Genomic DNA, 18,592 nt, shown 5'->3' on the forward strand with positions numbered 1-18,592 from the left:
TCACGCATGTACGGCATTTCGCTACCGTCCCCGGTCGCCCGGGTGGTCCTGCACCCGATCTTCCGCTACTCACTGCACCACCGCGCGCCGTGGCGGTTGCAGCGGGCCATGCTCGACACGGCCGCGCGTCTGCAGTTCCTGCCGCGCGGCACCCGGGTGGAGCGGCAACGGTTGGGCGGGCGCCCGGCGGAACTGATCACCGTCGGCGCGCCCACCCGGTCCGGGGCCGTGCTCTACCTGCACGGCGGCGGGTACACCGTCGGCTCGCCCGCCTCGCACCGGTCGCTGGTGGCGCATCTGGCGCAGCGGCTCGGGCGGCCGGTGTATTCGCTGGATTACCGTCTGGCGCCGGAACATCCGTTCCCCGCGGCGCTCGACGACGCCGAGGCGGCGTTCCTGGAGCTGGTCTCCCGGGGCCTGCGCCCGCACGAGATCGCGGTCGCGGGCGACTCGGCCGGGGGCGGGTTGTCCCTCGCGCTGTCGCTGCGACTACGGGACGAGCACGGGATGCGTGCTGCCGCACTGGGTTTGATCGCGCCGTGGTCGGATCCCAACGAGGTCGACGACCGGTACCGCGATCTGGTGACCAGCAAGCCGTGGTCGACCGCGTGCGCGGCGGCCTACCGGGGCGAGACGGACGGCCGCGATCCCGGCTACGCGCCGCTGCTCGGCGACCTGCGCGGGCTGCCGCCGACCTATGTGCAGGTCGACGTGAGCGAGCGCCTGCACGATCAGTGCGTGCGCCTGGTCGCCGCGCTGGAGGCCGCCGGGGTGTCCACGCGGTTCTCGATCACCCGCGGGCTCTGGCACGTGGCCCAGTTGCAGGCCTCGCTGGTTCCGGCGGCCGCGGTGGCCGTCGACGAACTCGCGGACTTTCTCGATGAGTCGCTTCGACCTGCGCAAACGCGGTCAATAGGATAGAAGGAACCGCGTCGTCGCGGCGCCCGGCCTCGCCAACCGGGCGGTCGGGCGGTGACCGCCGTCTCGGCTTGGCGTACATTACCGGTGAGTTAACCACGTGGAAGGGCACCGATGCGAGAGTTCGAAGTCCCGGCTACCTACACCATTCCCGAAGTCGTCAACATGTGCGACGGCGCCTTCCGGCATGCCGAGCGCACGCCCGACCTGGTGGTGTTCAACAGGCCGGACGGCAAGGGTGGGTGGACCGACGTCACGGCCGCGGAATTCGCGAAGGCCGTCACCGCGGTGGCCAAGGGACTGATCGCGTCCGGCATCGAACTCGGCGACCGGGTCGGCATCATGGCCGCCACCCGCTACGAGTGGGTGGTCCTGGACTTCGCCGTCTGGGCCGCGGGCGGCTGCACCGTCGCGATCTACGACAGCTCCTCGCCCGAGCAGGCGCGCTGGATCCTCGCCGACTCCGCCACCAAACTGCTGGTGGTCGAGAACGCCAAGCATCGCGCGACCATCGCCGAGATCGAGTCGGGCCTGTCGGACCTGAGCGAGACCCTGGAGATCGCCACGGGCGCGATCGACGAACTCGTCGCGCGCGGCAAGGACGTCGACGACCAGGCCGTCCACGATCGCCGCGCCCAGGTGAAGGCCGCGTCCCCCGCGACGCTGATCTACACCTCCGGCACCACCGGCCGCCCCAAGGGCGTCATGCTCTCGCACGCCAACCTGTACGCCGAGTCGGCCGCCGACCGCGGCCAGATGGGCCGGTTCCTCCAGCCCGGCAAGCGCTCGCTGCTGTTCCTCCCGCTGGCCCACATCTTCGCGCGGGCCGTCGCGCTGGCCGCCTTCGACGCGGGCGTCACCGTCGCCCACACCGCCGACTGGTCCACGCTCGTCGACCAATTCGGCCGGTACAAGCCCGATTTCATCCTGTCGGTGCCGCGCGTGTTCGAGAAGGTCTACAACGGCACCAAGCAGAAGGCGCAGGAGGGCGGCAAGGGCAAGATCTTCGATATCGCCGCCGATACCGCCATCGCGTACAGCGAAGGGCTGCAGAAGGGTTCGATCGGCCTCGGATTGCGTTTGAAGCACGCGGTTTTCGATCGCTTGGTGTACAGCAAGCTGCGCGAGGCGATGGGCGGCCGCTGCGAGAGCGCGGTCTCCGGCGGCGGCCCGCTGGGCGCGCGCCTGGGCCACTTCTTCCGCGGCGCGGGCGTCACGATCTACGAGGGCTACGGCCTCACCGAGACCACCGCCGCCATCAGCGTCAACGTGCCCGACCACATTCGCGTCGGCACGGTCGGCCAGCTGCTCCCCGGCCACGCCGCCAAGATCGCCGACGACGGCGAACTGCTGCTGCGCGGCCCGGTCGTCTTCGGCGGCTACTGGAACAACCCGACCGCCACCGAGGAGGCGTTCGAGGACGGCTGGTTCAAGTCCGGCGACCTGGGCGCGATCGACGACCAGGGCTTCATCACCATCACCGGCCGCAAGAAGGAGATCATCGTCACCGCGGGCGGCAAGAACGTCTCCCCGGCGATGCTCGAGGACGCCCTCCGCGCCCACGCCCTGATCAGCCAGGTGATGGTGGTCGGCGACGGCCAGCCCTACATCGCGGCCCTGATCACCCTCGACCCCGAGGCGCTGCCGAAGTGGAAGGAACGGCACAACCTTCCGGCCGATACGCCGATCGAGAAGTTGATCTCGAATCCGGAGTTGGTGGCCGAGATCGATGAGGCTGTGGCACAGGCGAACAAGCTGGTGTCGCATGCGGAGCAGATCAAGAAGGTGCGGATCCTGCCGGTGGATTGGACGCAGGAGACGGGGGAGTTGACGCCCAAGATGTCGTTGAAGCGGGCTGTGGTGATGAAGAATTACGCGGCTGATGTGGAGGCTATCTACAGCTGAGCGGGTTTGCCTGAGGCCCCAGCCGAATTCGGTTGGGGCCTCAGGTCTTTCACCGTGGATCAAGCTTCGGCCCGAGCAGGTCCCACCGGTTTCCCGCGATGTCGAGAAAGACGGCAACCTGCCCGTACGGCTCGGTGCGCGGTGCGGTGACGAATTCCACGCCCGCATCGGCCAGTCGGCGGTATTCCCCGGCGAAGTCGTCCACTCGGAGAAAGAACCCGACTCGCCCGGCGACCTGGTCTCCGATGGCGCGACGTTGCCGCTCCCCGTCCGCCCGGGCGAGAAGGATGCCGGTGGCCGCGTGGGGTGGGCGAACGACGACCCATCGTTTGGGTCGTCCGTCGTTGGTGAGGGAGGGCGAATCCTCGATCAGGTCGAAACCGAGTGTGCCGACGAAGAATTCGATGGCCGAGTCGTACTGCTCGACAACGATCGTTATCAACTCCAGGTGCACCCGGCAAGTCTTACGCGTTCGATCCCTCGGGCTCAATGGAACCCACGGAATCCACGAGACATACGCCGACGGACGTGCCGTTTCGTTCCCATCCGTGGGCTGTTCGGCGACGAAACACAATTCGTGCCGTAACGGCTTTCCGGGATGGAGCTCCGCGAGAGGACGCACGTTGTCTGCTGGCGGCGGCCGTGGTGGTCGTCCTCGCGCCCGAGGCGGCGGCCGCTCGGGCGCCGAAGGGCCCGGCCACGTTCACGATGGACTCCTTGAGGTCGAGAAGCGGACCTCGCTGTCCTGCCCGGCTACCGGAAAGGCGGTCCCCGGCAGTGCTCCCGCGTCCGTAGACCGGTGGGGCAACGAGGTCACCTGGGAGGCGACCCTGACGCACGTCGACTCCAAGGGATCGCACACGGCCAAGGAGAACGGAACCGGGCAGCGGGTGACGGTCGAGGGAAGGACCGTCGACGCGGAGGACCGGATCACCATGGAAGGCCGACCTGAGGTCCGGCGGCAGGGTGGAAATCAATGGGACGCTCGAGTGCACACGCCCGAAAGCCCACCGCTCGATCCAGCTGAAGTTCACGGGCACAACGCCATCGGGCTCCGAGGTGACGGGAAACGGGTCGGTCGATGCCGATTGCCATCCCCAACCCGGCACCCCGGTGCCGTGGCACGCGCTCATCGATACCACCGCCACGGAATCCCAGTTTTCCGAGGGTTGCTATGACGATGACGAGGTGTCGGCGACTGTCGACACGAGTAAGGATCCGGGAGAATTGGCCGAGGTCTTCGCGCTGATGGACCCTGCTCTCTGCTGACGAGCGACGGTCGGCCTTGAGGTCAGTTTTTCGGGCTCAACAGAACCAACGGAATCTCGCGAGTGGTCCGTTCCCTTGATACCCCGCGTAAATCCATCTTTCCGTCAACGGACACACCGTAACCGGTACTCGGACGGAAACGATTGTTCCGCAAGGCTTTTACAAGGGCGCGAAGTATTCAGATGTTCTCCAAGCTGACCCATACCCCGTCATGCCGCAGCGGTTCCCGCACGATCTCATAGATGCGCTCCGGCCGAGATCGCTGGTGGGAAGCCATGTCAGGCAACGAGATCGGCGACAATTGATTGGATTTCGACTCGAAGGCCGGGTTACTGTCGGACAGTGGTTCATTTCGCGGTGACGGTGGCGCTTGCCGGGGAGACCGGCTCCGAGGATCTCGAGCGCGTTCTGGCGGAGGTGCTGGCTCCGTTCGATGAGAATCTTGTTGTGCCGCGGTATGTGAAGTTCACGAAGGCCGAGCTGATCGCGCATCGTCGGCTGGAGATTCTGGAATACCGTGACACGCTGTATGCCGAGTACATCTCGGACCCTGAGGCCTACCGGGCGAAGCATGTCGACTATCCGCAGCACGTCGAGCATCTCCGGAAATTTCCGGAGCAGTTGCGGTGGAGCGACGAGCAGGTCTACGCCGACGCGGTCAGGTTCGAATCGCGGGAGAATATCGGTCCCGCCGGTGAGGTGTACTCCGAGGACAACCCCCAAGGCCATTGGGACTTCTGGATTTTGGGTGGACGATACGGCGGCCGGTGGACGCTCGTCGACGATGCCGCCCGGGAGTCGTCGGTGGGCGAACCCTGGCGGGGTGTCGACGCCATCGCCGCGGAGCGGAGTTTGCGAGCCGAGATCGGCCTGCCCGAGGACCCGCCACGCCCCGAAATCGGCCCCAGGGCAACCGATCTGGCTCGTTTACGCGATATCGACCCGGCCTCGCACGAGCCTTCGCCGGTTCTGCTGACGCTCGACCGTGTGTGGCATGAGCGCGAAGACATGTGGAGGACCAGGCCGGACGCACCGATCAAATGGGCAAGGTTCTATTGGGAGCAGATGGCTCTGCTCCCGCCCGACACCTGGCTGGCCAATGTCGACTGCCACGTCTGACCGTGGCAGTGCTTCACTTCCTCGGGCTCAACAGAACCAGCGGGATCTCCCGACTGGTCCGCTCCTGATACCCCGCGTAAACCTTGTATTTCCCAATGACTTTCGGCCACAACTCGGCCCGCTCCTCGGGCGAGGCGACCCGAGCCGTCATCGGTTTACGCGGGCCGCTGCGGAACGAGACCTCCACCTCCGGATGCTCACGCAGGTTGAGGTACCACGCCGGGTGCACCGGGTCGCCGCCTCGGGATGCGACGACAACGATGGTGTCGCCTTCGACAAAGGGGGCGGTGAGCATCACCGAGTGTGGGCGGCCCGATTTCCTGCCGATGGTCGTCAGTTCCAGGGAGGGCATTCCGCTGAACGTGTTGCCCAGCTTGCCGCCGCTGATGCGGAGCAGGCCGCGGTGGACCATGTTCATCGTCTTCAATGCCCGATCCGACGGCATGGGGTCTCCTGTCTCGATGTTCGTGCGCTCAGGGCAAGAGTAACCAGGTTGCGTCGGTTCGGGATTGGAGAAGCGCGACTCCCCGGCTACCCGACCGGGCCTTGACCGAGTTTGGCCTGGACGGTCCCGGTTCGCCCGGTCCGGTCGGTCACCGTCAATGTGATCGTGTCACCCGGGTGGTAGCGGTCCATGGTGTTCACCAGTGTGGTCGCCGAGTCCACCGGATAGTTGTCGATCTTGGTGACGACCGTGCCCGCGCCCAGGCCGAGTTGGTCGGCGGGGCCGCCGCGGACGACGTTGCGGATCAGTGCGCCGCCGTTGGTGTCGCTCACCGACACGCCGAGGAAGGCGGTCGCGCCGATGTGCACGCGGTCGGAGGCGGTCTTGGCCTGGATCTGTTTGGCCACCGACAGCGCCTTGTTGATCGGGATGGCGTAACCCTCGCCGTTGCCCGCGCCCATGCGGAAGCCCTGGGAGGCGGCGGTGTCGACGCCGATGACCTGGCCCGCGTTGTTGATCAGCGGGCCGCCGGAGTCGCCGGGCTGGATGTCGGCGGCGACCTGGATGAGGCCGGTCAATTGTTCCGAGGCGCCGGAGGATTCGTCGCTGGCGGTGATGGACTGGTTCAGGGCGGTCACGCGGCCCGCGGCGGCGGTGGGTGTTCCGGTGCCGCCCGCGTTGCCCACGCCGACGATCGCGTCGCCGACCTTGACCTTGTCGGAGTCGCCCAGGGGCGCGGTCTTCAGGCCCGAGGCGTTGCTCAGATGGATGACCGCCAGATCGTCCTGGCGGTCGTATCCGGTCACCGTCCCGGAGTACGTCTTGCCGTTGCCGACGTCGGTGACCTCGACCTTGGTCGCGCCCTGGACGACGTGGTTGTTGGTGAGGACGTCCCCGTCCGAGGTCAGGACGATTCCCGTACCCGCGCCCGCGCCGTTCTGGAGTCCGAGTTCGGTGTTGACCAGGGCGATGCCCGGCGTGACCTTGTCGACGGCGTCGGTCAGGTCGGCGGGTGTCGTCTTGTTGTCGACCGGTTCGAGGACGCTGCTGCCCGGTGCGTTGGCGAAGGGGGCGCTCGAGTGCGGTCCGGGCATGGTGAACCGCGACGACACCAGCCCGATCGCGACGGCCATGGCCAGCACGATCACGGCCACGACGCCGAAGATCGACCCGTGCCTGCGCCGCGGCGGCTGTGGCGGTGGCGGCGGTGCGTACGGTCCTTGTGCGGGCCAACCGTTCTGATTCGGATACACGCTCATCACGTCCTCGCTCATGCCCAACGTTGATTCCATTAAGCGCCCGATCCCTGAGAGCTCGCTGGGTTCTTCCAGTGGGAACGCAACGTGCTCGAGGGCACATTCCGGGATGCCCGGTTCTGACGAATCCATGACGGCCCGCTTTCGTTCGGCCGCTCGGGCCGTCGCGGAACGTAGGCTCGCGCCATGATCGGTTCTGGGGCCCGGGTGGCCTGTGGGATTGTGGCGGGGGCGCTGGTGGTGGGCGTCGCGGAGCTGGTCGCGGTGCCTGTCGGGGCGGGCAGTGCGCCGCTGGCGGCGGTGGGCGGGGCGGTCGTGGATCGCACGCCGACCTCGGTGCGGGAGGCCGTGATCGACGCGGTCGGGACCAATGACAAGTTGCTGCTGTTTCTCGCGATGGCGGCGGTGGCGCTCGTCGTGGCGGGGATCGCGGGAGTTGTCGAGCGGGCTGGACGGCCGGTGGGGTCGGTCCTGTTCGGGGTGTTCGGGATCGTGGCGGCGTGGGCGGCCGTGAGTCGGCCGGGGGCGGGGTGGACCTGGGTGTTGCCGTCGGTGGTGGGGGCGGTGTGCGGGATCGCGGCGTTGCGGTGGCTGGTTCGGCGGGGGGAGGGTGATGAATCCGGTTCCGGGACACGGGAATTCGCGTCTTCTGTTCGGGGGAGTACGCGTTCTTCCGTGCCTGTCGAGGGAGGTGGCACCGAGGCGGCGCGTGCGGCCGCGCCCGAGGCGGACGGCGCGAACGTGGCCGGGCCGCGATCCGAGGTCGGCCGGGGTTCGACGGCTGCTGGCGATTCCAGCCACGAACGGGGCGTGGGCCGTCGGCAATTGGTGCGGGGAATCGTGGGTGTCGGCGCCCTCGCCGCGGCGGCGGGGGTGGCGGGGCGCGTCCTCGGCTCCCGGGCGAACAATGTCACCGCCGAGCGCGCCGCGGTCCGCTTACCGGTCCCGAATTCGCCCGCCCCGCCGATCGATCCGGCCGCCGATCTCCGAATCCCCGGTCTCGCACCGTATCTCACGCCGAACAGCGACTTCTACCGGATCGACACCGCCCTGCTCATGCCGCAGGTGAGTACCGACACCTGGTCGTTGCGCATCCACGGCATGGTGGACCGCGAGGTTCGCCTCCGCTACGACGATCTGTCGTCCCGGCAGGCCGTCGAGCGGCTGGTCACCCTGACCTGTGTCTCGAATCCCGTGGGCGGCGACCTGATCGGCAACGCCCGCTGGCTCGGCTACCCGCTGCGCGACCTGATCGCGGAGGCGGGGCCGCACGCCGACGCCGATATGGTGCTGTCCCGCAGCTTCGACGGGTTCACCGCGGGCAGCCCCTTGGCCACCCTGACCGACGGCCGCGATGCCCTGCTCGCGGTCGGCATGAACGGCGAGCCGCTGCCCGTCGAGCACGGGTATCCGGCGCGGCTCGTGGTGCCCGGCCTGTACGGCTACGTCTCGGCGACGAAATGGGTTACCGAATTGGAGATCACGAGATTCGATCGGGCGCAGGCGTATTGGACCAAGCGGGGATGGTCGGCGCGGGGGCCGATCAAGACGGGGACTCGGATCGATACGCCGCGCGACGGCAGGGATGTCCATCCGGGCCGGGTTCCGATCGCCGGTGTCGCCTGGGCTCAGCATCGCGGCATCACCGGAGTCGAGGTCCAGATCGACGACGGCCCTTGGGAAACCGCGCGCCTGGCGACCGAGCCGTCCATCGATGCCTGGCGGCAATGGGCGTACGACTGGGACGCCACGCCCGGCCTGCACAAGATCCGGGCGCGGTCGATCGATGAGACCGGCCAACCGCAGACGGCGGAGAACCGGGATGTGCTGCCGGACGGGGCGACGGGTTATCCGGCGATCACGGTGCATGTGAGCTGACTCACTAGAGGGCGCCCTTGCATCCTGTCCTCTGTAGAGCTGACAGGGCTCTCAGCTCTATACACAGGCTGCTGTGTATAGTAGAAGACGATAGACGGCTCTACAGAGTGTCTATAGAGAGACGTACGAGGCCGAGATGTCGGGCGGGAGGCAGATGGACGTTACCGAGTTGGAGGCCCTGCTGGGCGAGTGCAGGAGTCTGGGCGGGGATCACAGTACGTGTGAGATCAAGAAGTCCCAGCGGGGATTCCCGCATACGACTTGGGAGAGCATCAGCGCTCTCGCGAATGCCCAGGGCGGGTGGATCATCCTGGGAGTGGACGAAAAACGAGACTTCACCGTCGTAGGGGTCGAGGATCCGGCACAGATCGAATCTCAATTGGCCGCTGCGTGCTCGGAAATGGAGCCTCCGGTGCGGTCGGAGATTCGCACGGTGCACGTAAATGGAAAGTCTGTAATCACCGCCTACATTCCTCCGATTCCCCGAGACCAACGCCCCTGCTATAGAAGGAGCCTCGGCCCTTATGCGGGATCTCGGGTCCGGGTGTCCGACGGCGACCGAAAATTTACCGACTACGAGGTGTCGGTTCTTCTGTCCAACCGTACCGAACCGCGTCATGATATCAGCCTGGTGCATTCTTCATCGATGGCGGACCTCGATGAAGAGATGTTGTCTTCTTTTCTGAGACGGGTCAGGGAGACCAAAGGCGAGATTTTTCGCCGAGTGGACGACGTGCGGGCTTTGACGATGCTCAATGTCGTCAAAGAGTACGATGGTCGTGTCGTCCCTACCTTGGCAGGTCTTCTCGTCTTCGGGCTCTATCCACAGACTTTCGAACCTCAGCTCGATTTGACCTTTGTCGCGTATCCGGCAGGTGAGCCGGGTATGCTCGGAACGGTTGGCGAGCGCTTTACTGAAAACAGGGCGATTGACGGGTCGATTCCGGTCATGGTCAATGAATGCATCCGAGTGCTGAAAAGAAATATGAAGCGCCGGAGCATCGTGACCGGTATATACCGTGTCGATGAATGGGAGTACCCGGAAGAGGTGCTCCGAGAAGCCTTGGTAAATGCACTAGTGCACCGTGACTATTCCGAACATGCGAGGGGTATGCAGGTCCAGGTGGAGATGTATCCGGACAGGCTTTTGATTCGAAATCCTGGCGGGTTGTATGGGCCGGTCTCTGTTGACAACCTCGGGGTCGATACAGTTTCTTCCTCTCGCAACAAAGCACTGTTGAAGATCCTCGAAGACACCCCTTACGGTGAGGGTCATATGGTTTGCGAAAATAGAGGTAGCGGTATTACCAGGATGCGGATCGCTCTCACGGAAGCCGGGATGGAGCCGCCTCGATTTCTGGATAGTATATCTTCCTTTACCGCCGAATTTCCCAACCATACTCTCCTCGACGAAGAGGCGCTTGCCTGGTTGCAAAACCTCGACAACCGTCCTTTGAGTCGCTCCCAGATGACCGCTCTCGTCATTCTGCGCAGCGGTGCGGCGCTGACCAATAGCGCATATCGTCAGGCTACCGGGATTCAGGACAGTCGAGTGGCCAGTCGTGAGTTGAAGGAGCTGGTCGACAGGCAGCTCATCGATCAGGAAGGGACGCGGGGTACCGCTACTTATCACTTGGCCGGAAGGCCGACGCAAGCGGAGCTTACTATTGACGGGGAGCAAGAGGTAGTGAATGTGCCGATGCCGAGCACGGCTCCCCTTACTCCCTTGCAGCAACAGGTCTTGGACGCGGTCGGAGAGGATGAGGTTTCGCGCTCGGAGGTCGAGAAACGCACCGGACTTGCCTCGAGCCAGGTTATCGCGGTATTGCAGACTCTCCGTGATAAGGGGCGCTTGGAAATGGTAGGTCGTCCACGCTCGAGAACCGCTACCTGGCGGGTAGCACGTCGGGCCTGAAACATAAATGGGTGATACCTGTTGCTGTTTGCCCGTCCAGCGCGAAGTGCTGGGATAACGGTAGTGCGAGTCAGTACTGGCGGGAGGGCTGTAGCTGCCGTGCCGGAGCGATACCCACCCACCTCAGGGCAGAGGTGGTGTTAGCCAGTACGACCACGAGAGCGACCAGCACAGCCCCGACGAGGATGGCGATCCTCGCATCCCACGTCGCCGCGAACGGGCCGCAGAGAGCCCCCATGCCGATCAGTTCCAGCGGGGCAAGGACATTCAGCAGCGTGCGGCCACCGTTGCGACGGTTGAACAGGAGGATCGCGGCGGTGACCCAGAGCATCGCGAGGACGATCGCGACCCCGGCGATCACCCGCTGTTGGAGGATGTCGCCGCTGTAGTCGAACTCCGACGAATCGAAGTCGGAGATGAGCACGAAGGCTTGGACAGCGGCGAAGACCGTGATCAGGGCGACCAGGATCGCCAGAATGCCGCTGATGATCGCCGCGGCACTGCGCGGGGATCGCGGCAGCGGCGGGTACGCCGGAAAACCTTGCGGCGGATAATGATTCGGCTGCGGAGGGTACGCGGGCGGCGGATACCCCGGCTGACCGTACGGATAGTTCACAGAAGTCCCCCTTCTCGCACGAGGACAACCCTATCCGGGCCGAACGCCACACGTACGGTGAACCCCATGGGCACCGTAACCCTCTCGGGCATGGGGGCTTTATTCGGATTCCGAATACTTCCGGAAGGGCGATGGCCCGCCCCCCGAAGGAGACGGGCCACCGAAAACCCTTGCGGCGCAGCCTCAGTGACCCACATCCACCGGAACAGCAGCGTCCCGCTTCTCGGCCTCAGCACGCTTCGACGCCCGCGAGCCCACGAACAGCGCCGAGGCCAAGGCCCCGATGATCAAGACGAAGGCGGGCAGGTACATCGATTCGCTCAGGGCTGTGCTGATCTTGTCGAGGATCTGGGGTGGGACGTGGCCCATGCCCATGCCCTCGCCCTGGTTGCCGCCGTCGAGGCCCTGGGCGGACATGCGGGAGGCGAGGAGGGCGCTGATGGCGGCGCTGCCGAGGACGGAGCCGACCTGGCGGGTGGTGTTGTAGACGCCCGCGCCCGCGCCGGCTTGGTGCATGGGGAGGTTGCGGGTCGCGGTGGAGGCCAGGGGGCCCCAGATGCCCGCGTTGGCGAAACCGGCGAGGGCGGCGGCGAGGAGGAAGACGGGGATGGAGCTGTCGGGGGTCATCAGGGAGACGAACCAGAAGACCGACACCGAGAACAGGGCGAAGCCGATGGTGGGGATGACCCGGGGCGGCATGCGGTCGGAGATGCGGCCGACCAGCGGGGCCGCGATGCCGGTCACGATGGCCATGGGCGCGAAGACCAGGGCGGACTTGGTGGGGGAGTAGTCGCGGACGGTCTGGAGGTAGAAGTACCCGGGGACCATCAGGGACGCCGTCGCCACGCCCATGGTGGCGATGGCCAGGCTGGACAGCGCGAAGTTGCGGTCGCGGAACAGTTGCAGCGGGACCAGGGGTTCGCCCTTGTTGCGGGCCTGGTTGACCACGAACAGGCCCAGCACCACGAGGCCCGCGATGATCATCGCCCAGATCAGGCCGTCCCAGTCGCGGGTCTTGCCCTCCTGAATCCCGAAGACCAGCAAGAACATTCCCACACCGCTGAGCACCACGCCCACGAGGTCGAACTTGTGCTCGTGGGTCTCCAGCGACGGAACCAGCCACAGCGCCAGCGCGAAGGCGACGATGCCGATCGGGACGTTGATGTAGAAGATCCAGTTCCAGCCCAGGTTGTCGACCAGGACGCCACCCAGCAGCGGCCCGACCAGGGTGGCCAGACCGGCCACGCCGCCCCACAGGCCCATGGCCGCGCCGCGCTTGTCCGGCGGGAAGGTGCGGGTGATGACGGCCATCGTCTGCGGGGTCATGAGCGCCGCGCCGAGGCCCTGCACCGCGCGGGCCGCGATCAGCATCTCGATGGTGCCGGACATGCCGCACCACAGCGACGCGAGGGTGAACACGGTCAGGCCGACCAGGTAGACGTTCTTGGGGCCGAAGCGGTCGCCGAGGCGGCCCGTAACCAGCAGCGGCACAGCATAAGTCAGCAAATAGGCGCTGGTGACCCAGATGACCTTGTTGATGTCGGTGTGCAGATCGGTGAGGATCTTCGGGTTGGCGACCGCGACGATCGTCATGTCCAGCAGGATCATGAAGAATCCGACGACCAGCGCGTACAGCGCCAGCCAGGGATTGCGTTGGGTTGTCATGGGGATTCCTATCGAAGTCTGTCTCTGCGGATCTCGGCCAGGACGTCGTCGGTGACCGACGAGCCCCAGTCGGAGCCGATTCCGCTTGCGGGAGAGTCGATTCGGGCGCCGTCGGAGTCGAATTTCTCCCACTCCAACGTGCCGTCGCCCAGTTCGGCGACAATGCGGCGTAACCAGGTGAGTTCGGCGTCGAGCTGGCCGCGCAGGTACTCGATGACCATCCAGTAGCGGCGCGGTACCTCCTTGCCGACCAGCCAGCCGCGCAGGGCGTCGAGTTCGGTGAGGTCGCCCTCGAGCGAGCCGATGCGCTCGGTCAGCAGCGAGATCACCTCGGCCGCGGGCAGGTTGTGTGCCTCGGACATGGCGACCGGGAAGATCGGATACTCCCGGATGGGGCAGCGGAGGATCGCTCCGATCCGCTCGCGCAGGGCGGCGGTCCCGGACGACGCGATCCGATAGATCGTGCGTTCGGGGCGATTGCCCGCGCGGCCGGTGCCCTCGGCGTGCACTATGCCCTGGTCGGCCAGGCGCGTGACGGTGTGATACAGCGAACCGGGGCGGATCTTGATCAGGTAGTCCTCCCGGCGTTGCAGCAGCGTCTGATACATCTCGTACGGATGCATCGGCCGCTCCTCGAGCAGCGCGAGCACGGCCATCGCCAACGGCGTCAGCTCCGCACCCGGCTGCTTGGTCATCCTCGAGCTCCCTTCTACGCCGCCGAGCCTAGCGCGGCCGCATGACATCATCCGCATCAAATATTCCACGCCGAATATACGGCTTGGAAGTGGAGGCGGACAAGCGAGATCGTGCTCACAACGCCGCGCGCGGGCTATAGATGTCGCAGGTAGCGGTCGGGCGCGTCGAGGAAGGCGCGCCAATTGCGGACCATGTCGAGCTGCTCCCACTCCCGGTACTCGATGCCCTCTCCGGTGAGTTCCATGATCTCCGCGCCGGGACAGGCCGCCAGGACGGGGGAGTGGGTGGCCATCACGACCTGCGAGCCCTCGGCCGCCAGATCGGTCAGGACGCCGAGCAGGGCCAGGCAGGACTGGAACGACAGCGCCGCCTCGGGCTCGTCGAGCAGCCAAAGCCCTTGTCCCACGGGACGATCCGCGACATATCGGAGAAACGACTGGCCGTGCGAGAGCGCGTTCCAGCGGGGATCGGTCTCGCGCACCCGGAGGGCGTCGGCCTGTTCGAACAGGCTCACCATGGTCTCCGCGCGCAGGAAGCCGCCGTTGGTGGGGCGCGGGAACACGCCATCGATCCGCAGATGCTTCCACAGATCCGCGTCCCCGGAGGTGCCGCCGGGCAACCACAGATCGTCCGCGCCGCGCATCCCCCGCTCCCAGGCGGTGGCGATCGCCTCGACCAGCGTGGACTTCCCGATCCCGTTCTCGCCCACCAGGATTGTCACCGGTCGCTCGAAAACCAGTCCGTCCGCGCACATCTCGGCTACCGCGGGCACGTCCAGATACCAGGCGTTCGGATCGAGATCGTCGCGCGGCGCGAATTCGATTCCGCGCAGGATCAATCGGCTCACACTTCCCCCTCGAGACGGCGAACGCCGGGCCCGTGGAATCCGGACCCGGCGCTCATCGGCACACTCTAGACCGTCGGCGCGAACGCCTCTTCGATGATCTCCTGCTGCTCCACCGCGTGCACCTTGCTCGACCCCGAGGACGGGGCGGACATGGCGCGCCGCGAGATCCGGCGCAGCTTGTTGAACCGCTCCGGCAGGATCTCCGGCAGGTTCAGGCCGAAGAACGGCCACGCGCCCTGGTTGGCGGGCTCCTCCTGGACCCAGACGAGATCGGTGGCGTTCGGGTAGGTCGCCAGCTTCTCGTTGAGGCGGTAGGACGGGATCGGGTAGAGCTGCTCGATGCGGATGATCGCCACATCCTCGCGGCTCTTCTTGGTCTTCTCCGCCGCGAGCTCGTAGTAGAGCTTGCCCGAGGTGAGCAGGATCCGCTTCACCTTGCCGCGGTCGCCGTCGCCGCTCTCGTAGGTCGGCTCCTCGAGCACCGAACGGAACTTGTTGTCGGTGAAGTCCTCGATATTGGAGACCACGGCCTTGTTGCGCAGCATCGACTTCGGGGTGAAGACGATCAGCGGGCGGCGGATGCCGTCGAGCACGTGCCGCCGCAGCAGGTGGAAGTAGTTCGACGGGGTGGACGGCACCGCCACCGTCATCGAACCCTCCGCGCACAGCTGGAGGAACCGCTCGATGCGGCCCGAGGTGTGGTCGGGACCCTGACCCTCGTGCCCGTGCGGCAGCAGCAGCACGACCTCCGAGAGCTGACCCCACTTGGCCTCACCCGAGGAGATGAACTCGTCGATGATCGACTGCGCGCCGTTGACGAAGTCACCGAACTGCGCCTCCCACAACACGAGTGCGTCCGGGTTGCCCAGCGAGTAGCCGTATTCGAAACCGACAGCGGCGAATTCGCTCAGCGCCGAATCGTGCACCGCGAACCAGCCCGGATTCTTCGAGCCGATGTTGTGCAGCGGGGTGTACTCCGCGCCCGTCTTGCGGTCGATGACCACGGCGTGCCGCTGGGTGAACGTGCCGCGCCGGGAGTCCTGACCGGTCAGGCGCACCGCGCGACCCTCGTCGATCAGCGTGCCGAAGGCCAGCAGCTCGGCGAAGGCCCAGTCGACCTTGCCCTCGTAGGCCATCTCGCGCCGCCGCTCCAGCACCGGCTTCACGCGCGGGTGGACGGTGAACTCGGCGGGCACGTTCAGGAACGCGTCGCCGATGCGCTGCAACACCGTCTTGTCCACGGCCGTGATGACCGTGCTCGGCACGGTCTGTTCCATCTCGACCGACGGGCTCGGCGACGGCGGGTACTTCTCCAGCTCGCGCACCTCGTTGAAGACGCGCTCGAGCTGACCCTGGTAGTCGCGCAGGGCGTCCTCGGCCTCTTTCATCGAGATGTCGCCGCGGCCGATCAGGGCCTCGGTGTACGCCTTGCGGACGCTGCGCTTGGTGTCGATGACGTCGTACATGTACGGCTGGGTCATCGACGGGTCGTCGCCCTCGTTGTGGCCGCGGCGGCGGTAGCAGATCAGGTCGATGACCACGTCCTTGTGGAACTTCTGCCGGTAGTCCACGGCCAGGCGGCACACCCAGTCGCACGCCTCGGGGTCGTCGCCGTTGACGTGGAAGATCGGCGCGCCGATGAATTTCGCGATGTCCGTGGCGTATTCGGTGCTGCGGCTGTTCTCCGGGGCGGTGGTGAAGCCGATCTGGTTGTTCACCACGATGTGCACGGTGCCGCCGACGCGGTAGCCGCGCAGGCCCGACAGGTTCAGCGTCTCGGCGACCACGCCCTGCCCGGCGAACGCCGCGTCGCCGTGCAGCATCAGCGGCACGACCGAGAAGGTGCGCGCCTCCTCGCCCTTGGTGACCAGGTCCTCCTTGGTGAGCAGATCCTGCTTGGCGCGGACCAGACCCTCCAGCACCGGGTCGACGGCCTCGAGGTGCGACGGGTTGGCCGTCAGCGAGACCTCGATGTCGTTGTCGCCGAACATCTGGATGTAGGTGCCCTGCGCGCCGAGGTGGTACTTCACATCGCCCGAGCCGTGCGTGGCGGCCGGGTTCATATTGCCCTCGAACTCGGTGAAGATCTTCGAGTAGGGCTTGCCGACGATATTGGCCAGCACGTTCAACCGGCCGCGGTGCGGCATGCCGATGACGACCTCGTCCAGGCCGTGCTCGGCGCACTGGTCGATGACCGCGTCCATCATCGGGATGGTGGTCTCGGCGCCCTCCAGCGAGAAGCGCTTCTGGCCGACGTACTTGGTCTGCAGGAAGGTCTCGAACGCCTCGGCCGCGTTCAGCCGGGACAGGATGTACTTCTGTTGCGCGACAGTCGGTTTCGCGTGCTTCTGCTCGACCCGCTCCTGCAACCACTTCAGCTGCTCGGGGTCGAGGATGTGGGTGTACTCGACGCCGATGTGGCGGCAGTAGGCGTCGCGCAGGATCGACAGGACGTCGCGCAGCTTCATCCGCTCCTGGCCGTGGAAGCCCGCGACGTTGAATTCGCGGTCCAGGTCCCACAGCGTCAGGCCGTGCTGGGTGACGTCGAGGTCGGGGTGGCTGCGGAACTTGTCCTTGACCAGGCGTAGCGGATCGGTGTCGGCCATCAGGTGGCCGCGGCTGCGGTAGGCCGCGATCAGCTCCTGCACGCGCACGCTCTTGTCGACGCCGCGTTCGGTGATGTCCTTGCGCCAGCGGATCGGCTCGTAGGGCACGCCCATGCCGTGGAAGATCTCGTCGAAGAACTCGTCGGAGATCAGCAGCTGATGGATCGTGCGCAGGAAGTCGCCCGACTCCGCGCCCTGGATGATGCGGTGGTCGTAGGTGGAGGTCAGCGTCATGAGCTTGCCGATGCCCATCTCGGCCAGCTGCGCGTCGCTCATGCCCTGGAACTCGGCCGGGTACTCCATCGCGCCCGCGCCGATGATCGCGCCCTGACCCGGCATCAGCCGCGGCACCGAGTGATTGGTGCCGATGGTGCCCGGGTTGGTCAGCGAGATCGTGACGCCGGTGAAGTCCTCGGTGGTGAGCTTGCCGTCGCGGGCGCGGCGGACGATGTCCTCGTAGGCGCTGTGGAACTGCGCGAAGGTCATCGACTCGCAGTTCTTGATGGCGGCGACGACCAGGGTGCGGTTGCCGTCCTTGCCCTGCAGATCGATGGCCAGGCCCAGATTGGTGTGGGCGGGGGTGACCGCGTTGGGCTTGCCGTCGACCTCGGCGTAGTGCCGGTTCATGTTCGGAAATGCCTTGACCGCCTGGACGATCGCGTAACCCAGCAGGTGGGTGAACGAGATCTTGCCGCCGCGGGTGCGGGCCAGGTGGTTGTTGATGACCAGCCGGTTGTCGATCATCAGCTTGGCCGGGATGGCCCGGACGCTGGTGGCGGTCGGGATGGTCAGCGACGCCGACATGTTCTTGACGATCGCGGCGGCCGGACCGCGCAGCACCTTCGACTCGTCCTCGGCCTGCACGGGCACCTGCGGGGCCGACTTGGCCGGGGCCGCATTGGAACTCGGGGCCGGGACGGTGCGGGCCTCCCCGCCACGCGCCTGCGGGGGCGCGGCGGCGTTGGAGGCGGCGGCGTTCACCTTGGCGGCGGCGGGCGCTGGGGCCGGGGCGGGGGCCTGGGCCGGTGCGCTGCGGGTGGGAGCCGACTGAGCGGGCGCGGGGGCCGGGGCCGGGGCGGGCGCGGCGGCGGTGGGCGCGGGTGTGGCGGCGGGCTTGCTGTTACCAGTGTCTCCCGGCGTCTCCGGGGTGTAGTCGGCCAGGAACTCGTGCCAGCTCTCGTCGACCGACGACGGGTCTTGCTTGTACTTCTGGTACATCTCGTCGACGAGCCACTGGTTCTGTCCGAACTGGGATGTTGAGCTGCTCACAGCAGGTGTTCGCCTCATTTCGTTCTTCGCGCTGCGACGTTTGTGACGTGCTCGGCACGGGTAATCGGCTCGATGCGCGCCGATGCGCCCTTTCTGAGGATAGGCCCAGCCCTTCTCCGGTGTCCCCTGGCCGTGACCGCGGGTCCCTCGAGGTTTGCTCACTTCCCCCGTCTCGGGCTCCGCGGCCG

Annotated in this window: 14 protein-coding genes; 6 read left to right on the forward strand and 8 right to left on the reverse strand. The window is 66.4% G+C overall.

The window, feature by feature from the left end; all coding sequences use genetic code 11:
• The first annotated feature begins 6 nt into the window (after positions 1-6).
• Positions 7-921: an alpha/beta hydrolase gene (locus ACWDSJ_RS20630; RefSeq protein WP_387363725.1), complete on the forward strand. Its 915-nt coding sequence runs from the start codon at positions 7-9 to the stop codon at positions 919-921.
• Positions 922-1,032: 111 nt separating this feature from the next.
• Positions 1,033-2,823, forward strand: coding sequence for an AMP-dependent synthetase/ligase (locus tag ACWDSJ_RS20635; RefSeq protein ID WP_450033616.1), 1,791 nt, complete (start codon positions 1,033-1,035; stop codon positions 2,821-2,823).
• A gap of 49 nt (positions 2,824-2,872) precedes the next feature.
• Here the strand turns inward: ACWDSJ_RS20635 and ACWDSJ_RS20640 are convergent, their stop codons facing one another.
• A complete protein-coding gene (locus tag ACWDSJ_RS20640) occupies positions 2,873-3,277 on the reverse strand; it encodes a VOC family protein (protein WP_450033617.1) in 405 nt (134 codons plus the stop codon).
• Positions 3,278-3,789: 512 nt separating this feature from the next.
• Between ACWDSJ_RS20640 and ACWDSJ_RS20645 the strand changes: the two genes are divergently transcribed.
• Complete coding sequence (locus ACWDSJ_RS20645; RefSeq protein WP_450033618.1) at positions 3,790-4,092, forward strand: hypothetical protein; 303 nt, start codon at positions 3,790-3,792, stop codon at positions 4,090-4,092.
• Between the two features lie 342 nt (positions 4,093-4,434).
• On the forward strand, positions 4,435-5,211 hold the full coding sequence (locus tag ACWDSJ_RS20650) for a hypothetical protein (protein WP_450033619.1): 777 nt from the start codon (positions 4,435-4,437) through the stop codon (positions 5,209-5,211).
• A gap of 13 nt (positions 5,212-5,224) precedes the next feature.
• Here the strand turns inward: ACWDSJ_RS20650 and ACWDSJ_RS20655 are convergent, their stop codons facing one another.
• The gene (locus tag ACWDSJ_RS20655; protein WP_450033620.1) at positions 5,225-5,656 is read right to left on the reverse strand and encodes a nitroreductase/quinone reductase family protein; all 432 of its coding nucleotides are present in this window, start codon (positions 5,654-5,656) and stop codon (positions 5,225-5,227) included.
• An 86-nt stretch (positions 5,657-5,742) separates the two neighbouring features.
• Positions 5,743-6,948 carry a S1C family serine protease gene (locus tag ACWDSJ_RS20660; protein WP_450033621.1) on the reverse strand — a complete coding sequence of 402 codons (1,206 nt, stop codon included), beginning with the start codon at positions 6,946-6,948 and terminating at the stop codon, positions 5,743-5,745.
• A gap of 150 nt (positions 6,949-7,098) precedes the next feature.
• Here ACWDSJ_RS20660 and ACWDSJ_RS20665 point away from each other — a divergent pair, with 150 nt between their 5' ends.
• Together ACWDSJ_RS20665 and ACWDSJ_RS20670 are read left to right on the forward strand one after the other, a co-directional pair.
• Complete coding sequence (locus tag ACWDSJ_RS20665) at positions 7,099-8,790, forward strand: molybdopterin-dependent oxidoreductase (RefSeq protein WP_450033622.1); 1,692 nt, start codon at positions 7,099-7,101, stop codon at positions 8,788-8,790.
• A gap of 154 nt (positions 8,791-8,944) precedes the next feature.
• Positions 8,945-10,705, forward strand: a complete 1,761-nt coding sequence (locus ACWDSJ_RS20670; protein WP_387363756.1) for an ATP-binding protein — start codon at positions 8,945-8,947, stop codon at positions 10,703-10,705.
• A 70-nt stretch (positions 10,706-10,775) separates the two neighbouring features.
• Here ACWDSJ_RS20670 and ACWDSJ_RS20675 read toward each other — a convergent pair whose 3' ends face one another.
• The 5 genes from ACWDSJ_RS20675 to ACWDSJ_RS20695 form a co-directional block, all read right to left on the reverse strand.
• Positions 10,776-11,321, reverse strand: a complete 546-nt coding sequence (locus tag ACWDSJ_RS20675; RefSeq protein ID WP_450033623.1) for a hypothetical protein — start codon at positions 11,319-11,321, stop codon at positions 10,776-10,778.
• Positions 11,322-11,504: 183 nt separating this feature from the next.
• Positions 11,505-12,986: a DHA2 family efflux MFS transporter permease subunit gene (locus tag ACWDSJ_RS20680; protein ID WP_387363762.1), complete on the reverse strand. Its 1,482-nt coding sequence runs from the start codon at positions 12,984-12,986 to the stop codon at positions 11,505-11,507.
• 8 nt (positions 12,987-12,994) lie between these two features.
• Positions 12,995-13,681 (reverse strand): PadR family transcriptional regulator, encoded by a 687-nt coding sequence (locus tag ACWDSJ_RS20685; RefSeq protein WP_450033624.1) that lies wholly within the window; start codon positions 13,679-13,681, stop codon positions 12,995-12,997.
• Between the two features lie 134 nt (positions 13,682-13,815).
• Entirely contained in the window at positions 13,816-14,529 is a 714-nt protein-coding gene (locus ACWDSJ_RS20690; RefSeq protein ID WP_387363768.1) for an AAA family ATPase, read from the reverse strand.
• Positions 14,530-14,594: 65 nt separating this feature from the next.
• Positions 14,595-18,422: a multifunctional oxoglutarate decarboxylase/oxoglutarate dehydrogenase thiamine pyrophosphate-binding subunit/dihydrolipoyllysine-residue succinyltransferase subunit gene (locus ACWDSJ_RS20695; RefSeq protein WP_450033625.1), complete on the reverse strand. Its 3,828-nt coding sequence runs from the start codon at positions 18,420-18,422 to the stop codon at positions 14,595-14,597.
• Between the last annotated feature and the right edge of the window lie 170 nt (positions 18,423-18,592).

It is taken from the genome of Nocardia sp. NPDC003482, assembly GCF_053588115.1.

Bases quoted from the DNA above. Each gene is read 5' to 3' on its own strand.
- ACWDSJ_RS20685 (WP_450033624.1), bottom strand. From the start codon at position 13,681: ATGACCAAGCAGCCGGGTGCGGAGCTGACGCCGTTGGCGATGGCCGTG.
- ACWDSJ_RS20630 (WP_387363725.1), top strand. From the start codon at position 7: ATGTACGGCATTTCGCTACCGTCCCCGGTCGCCCGGGTGGTCCTGCAC.
- ACWDSJ_RS20665 (WP_450033622.1), top strand. From the start codon at position 7,099: ATGATCGGTTCTGGGGCCCGGGTGGCCTGTGGGATTGTGGCGGGGGCG.
- ACWDSJ_RS20680 (WP_387363762.1), bottom strand. From the start codon at position 12,986: ATGACAACCCAACGCAATCCCTGGCTGGCGCTGTACGCGCTGGTCGTC.
- ACWDSJ_RS20635 (WP_450033616.1), top strand. From the start codon at position 1,033: ATGCGAGAGTTCGAAGTCCCGGCTACCTACACCATTCCCGAAGTCGTC.
- ACWDSJ_RS20660 (WP_450033621.1), bottom strand. From the start codon at position 6,948: ATGGAATCAACGTTGGGCATGAGCGAGGACGTGATGAGCGTGTATCCG.
- ACWDSJ_RS20695 (WP_450033625.1), bottom strand. From the start codon at position 18,422: ATGAGGCGAACACCTGCTGTGAGCAGCTCAACATCCCAGTTCGGACAG.
- ACWDSJ_RS20670 (WP_387363756.1), top strand. From the start codon at position 8,945: ATGGACGTTACCGAGTTGGAGGCCCTGCTGGGCGAGTGCAGGAGTCTG.
- ACWDSJ_RS20655 (WP_450033620.1), bottom strand. From the start codon at position 5,656: ATGCCGTCGGATCGGGCATTGAAGACGATGAACATGGTCCACCGCGGC.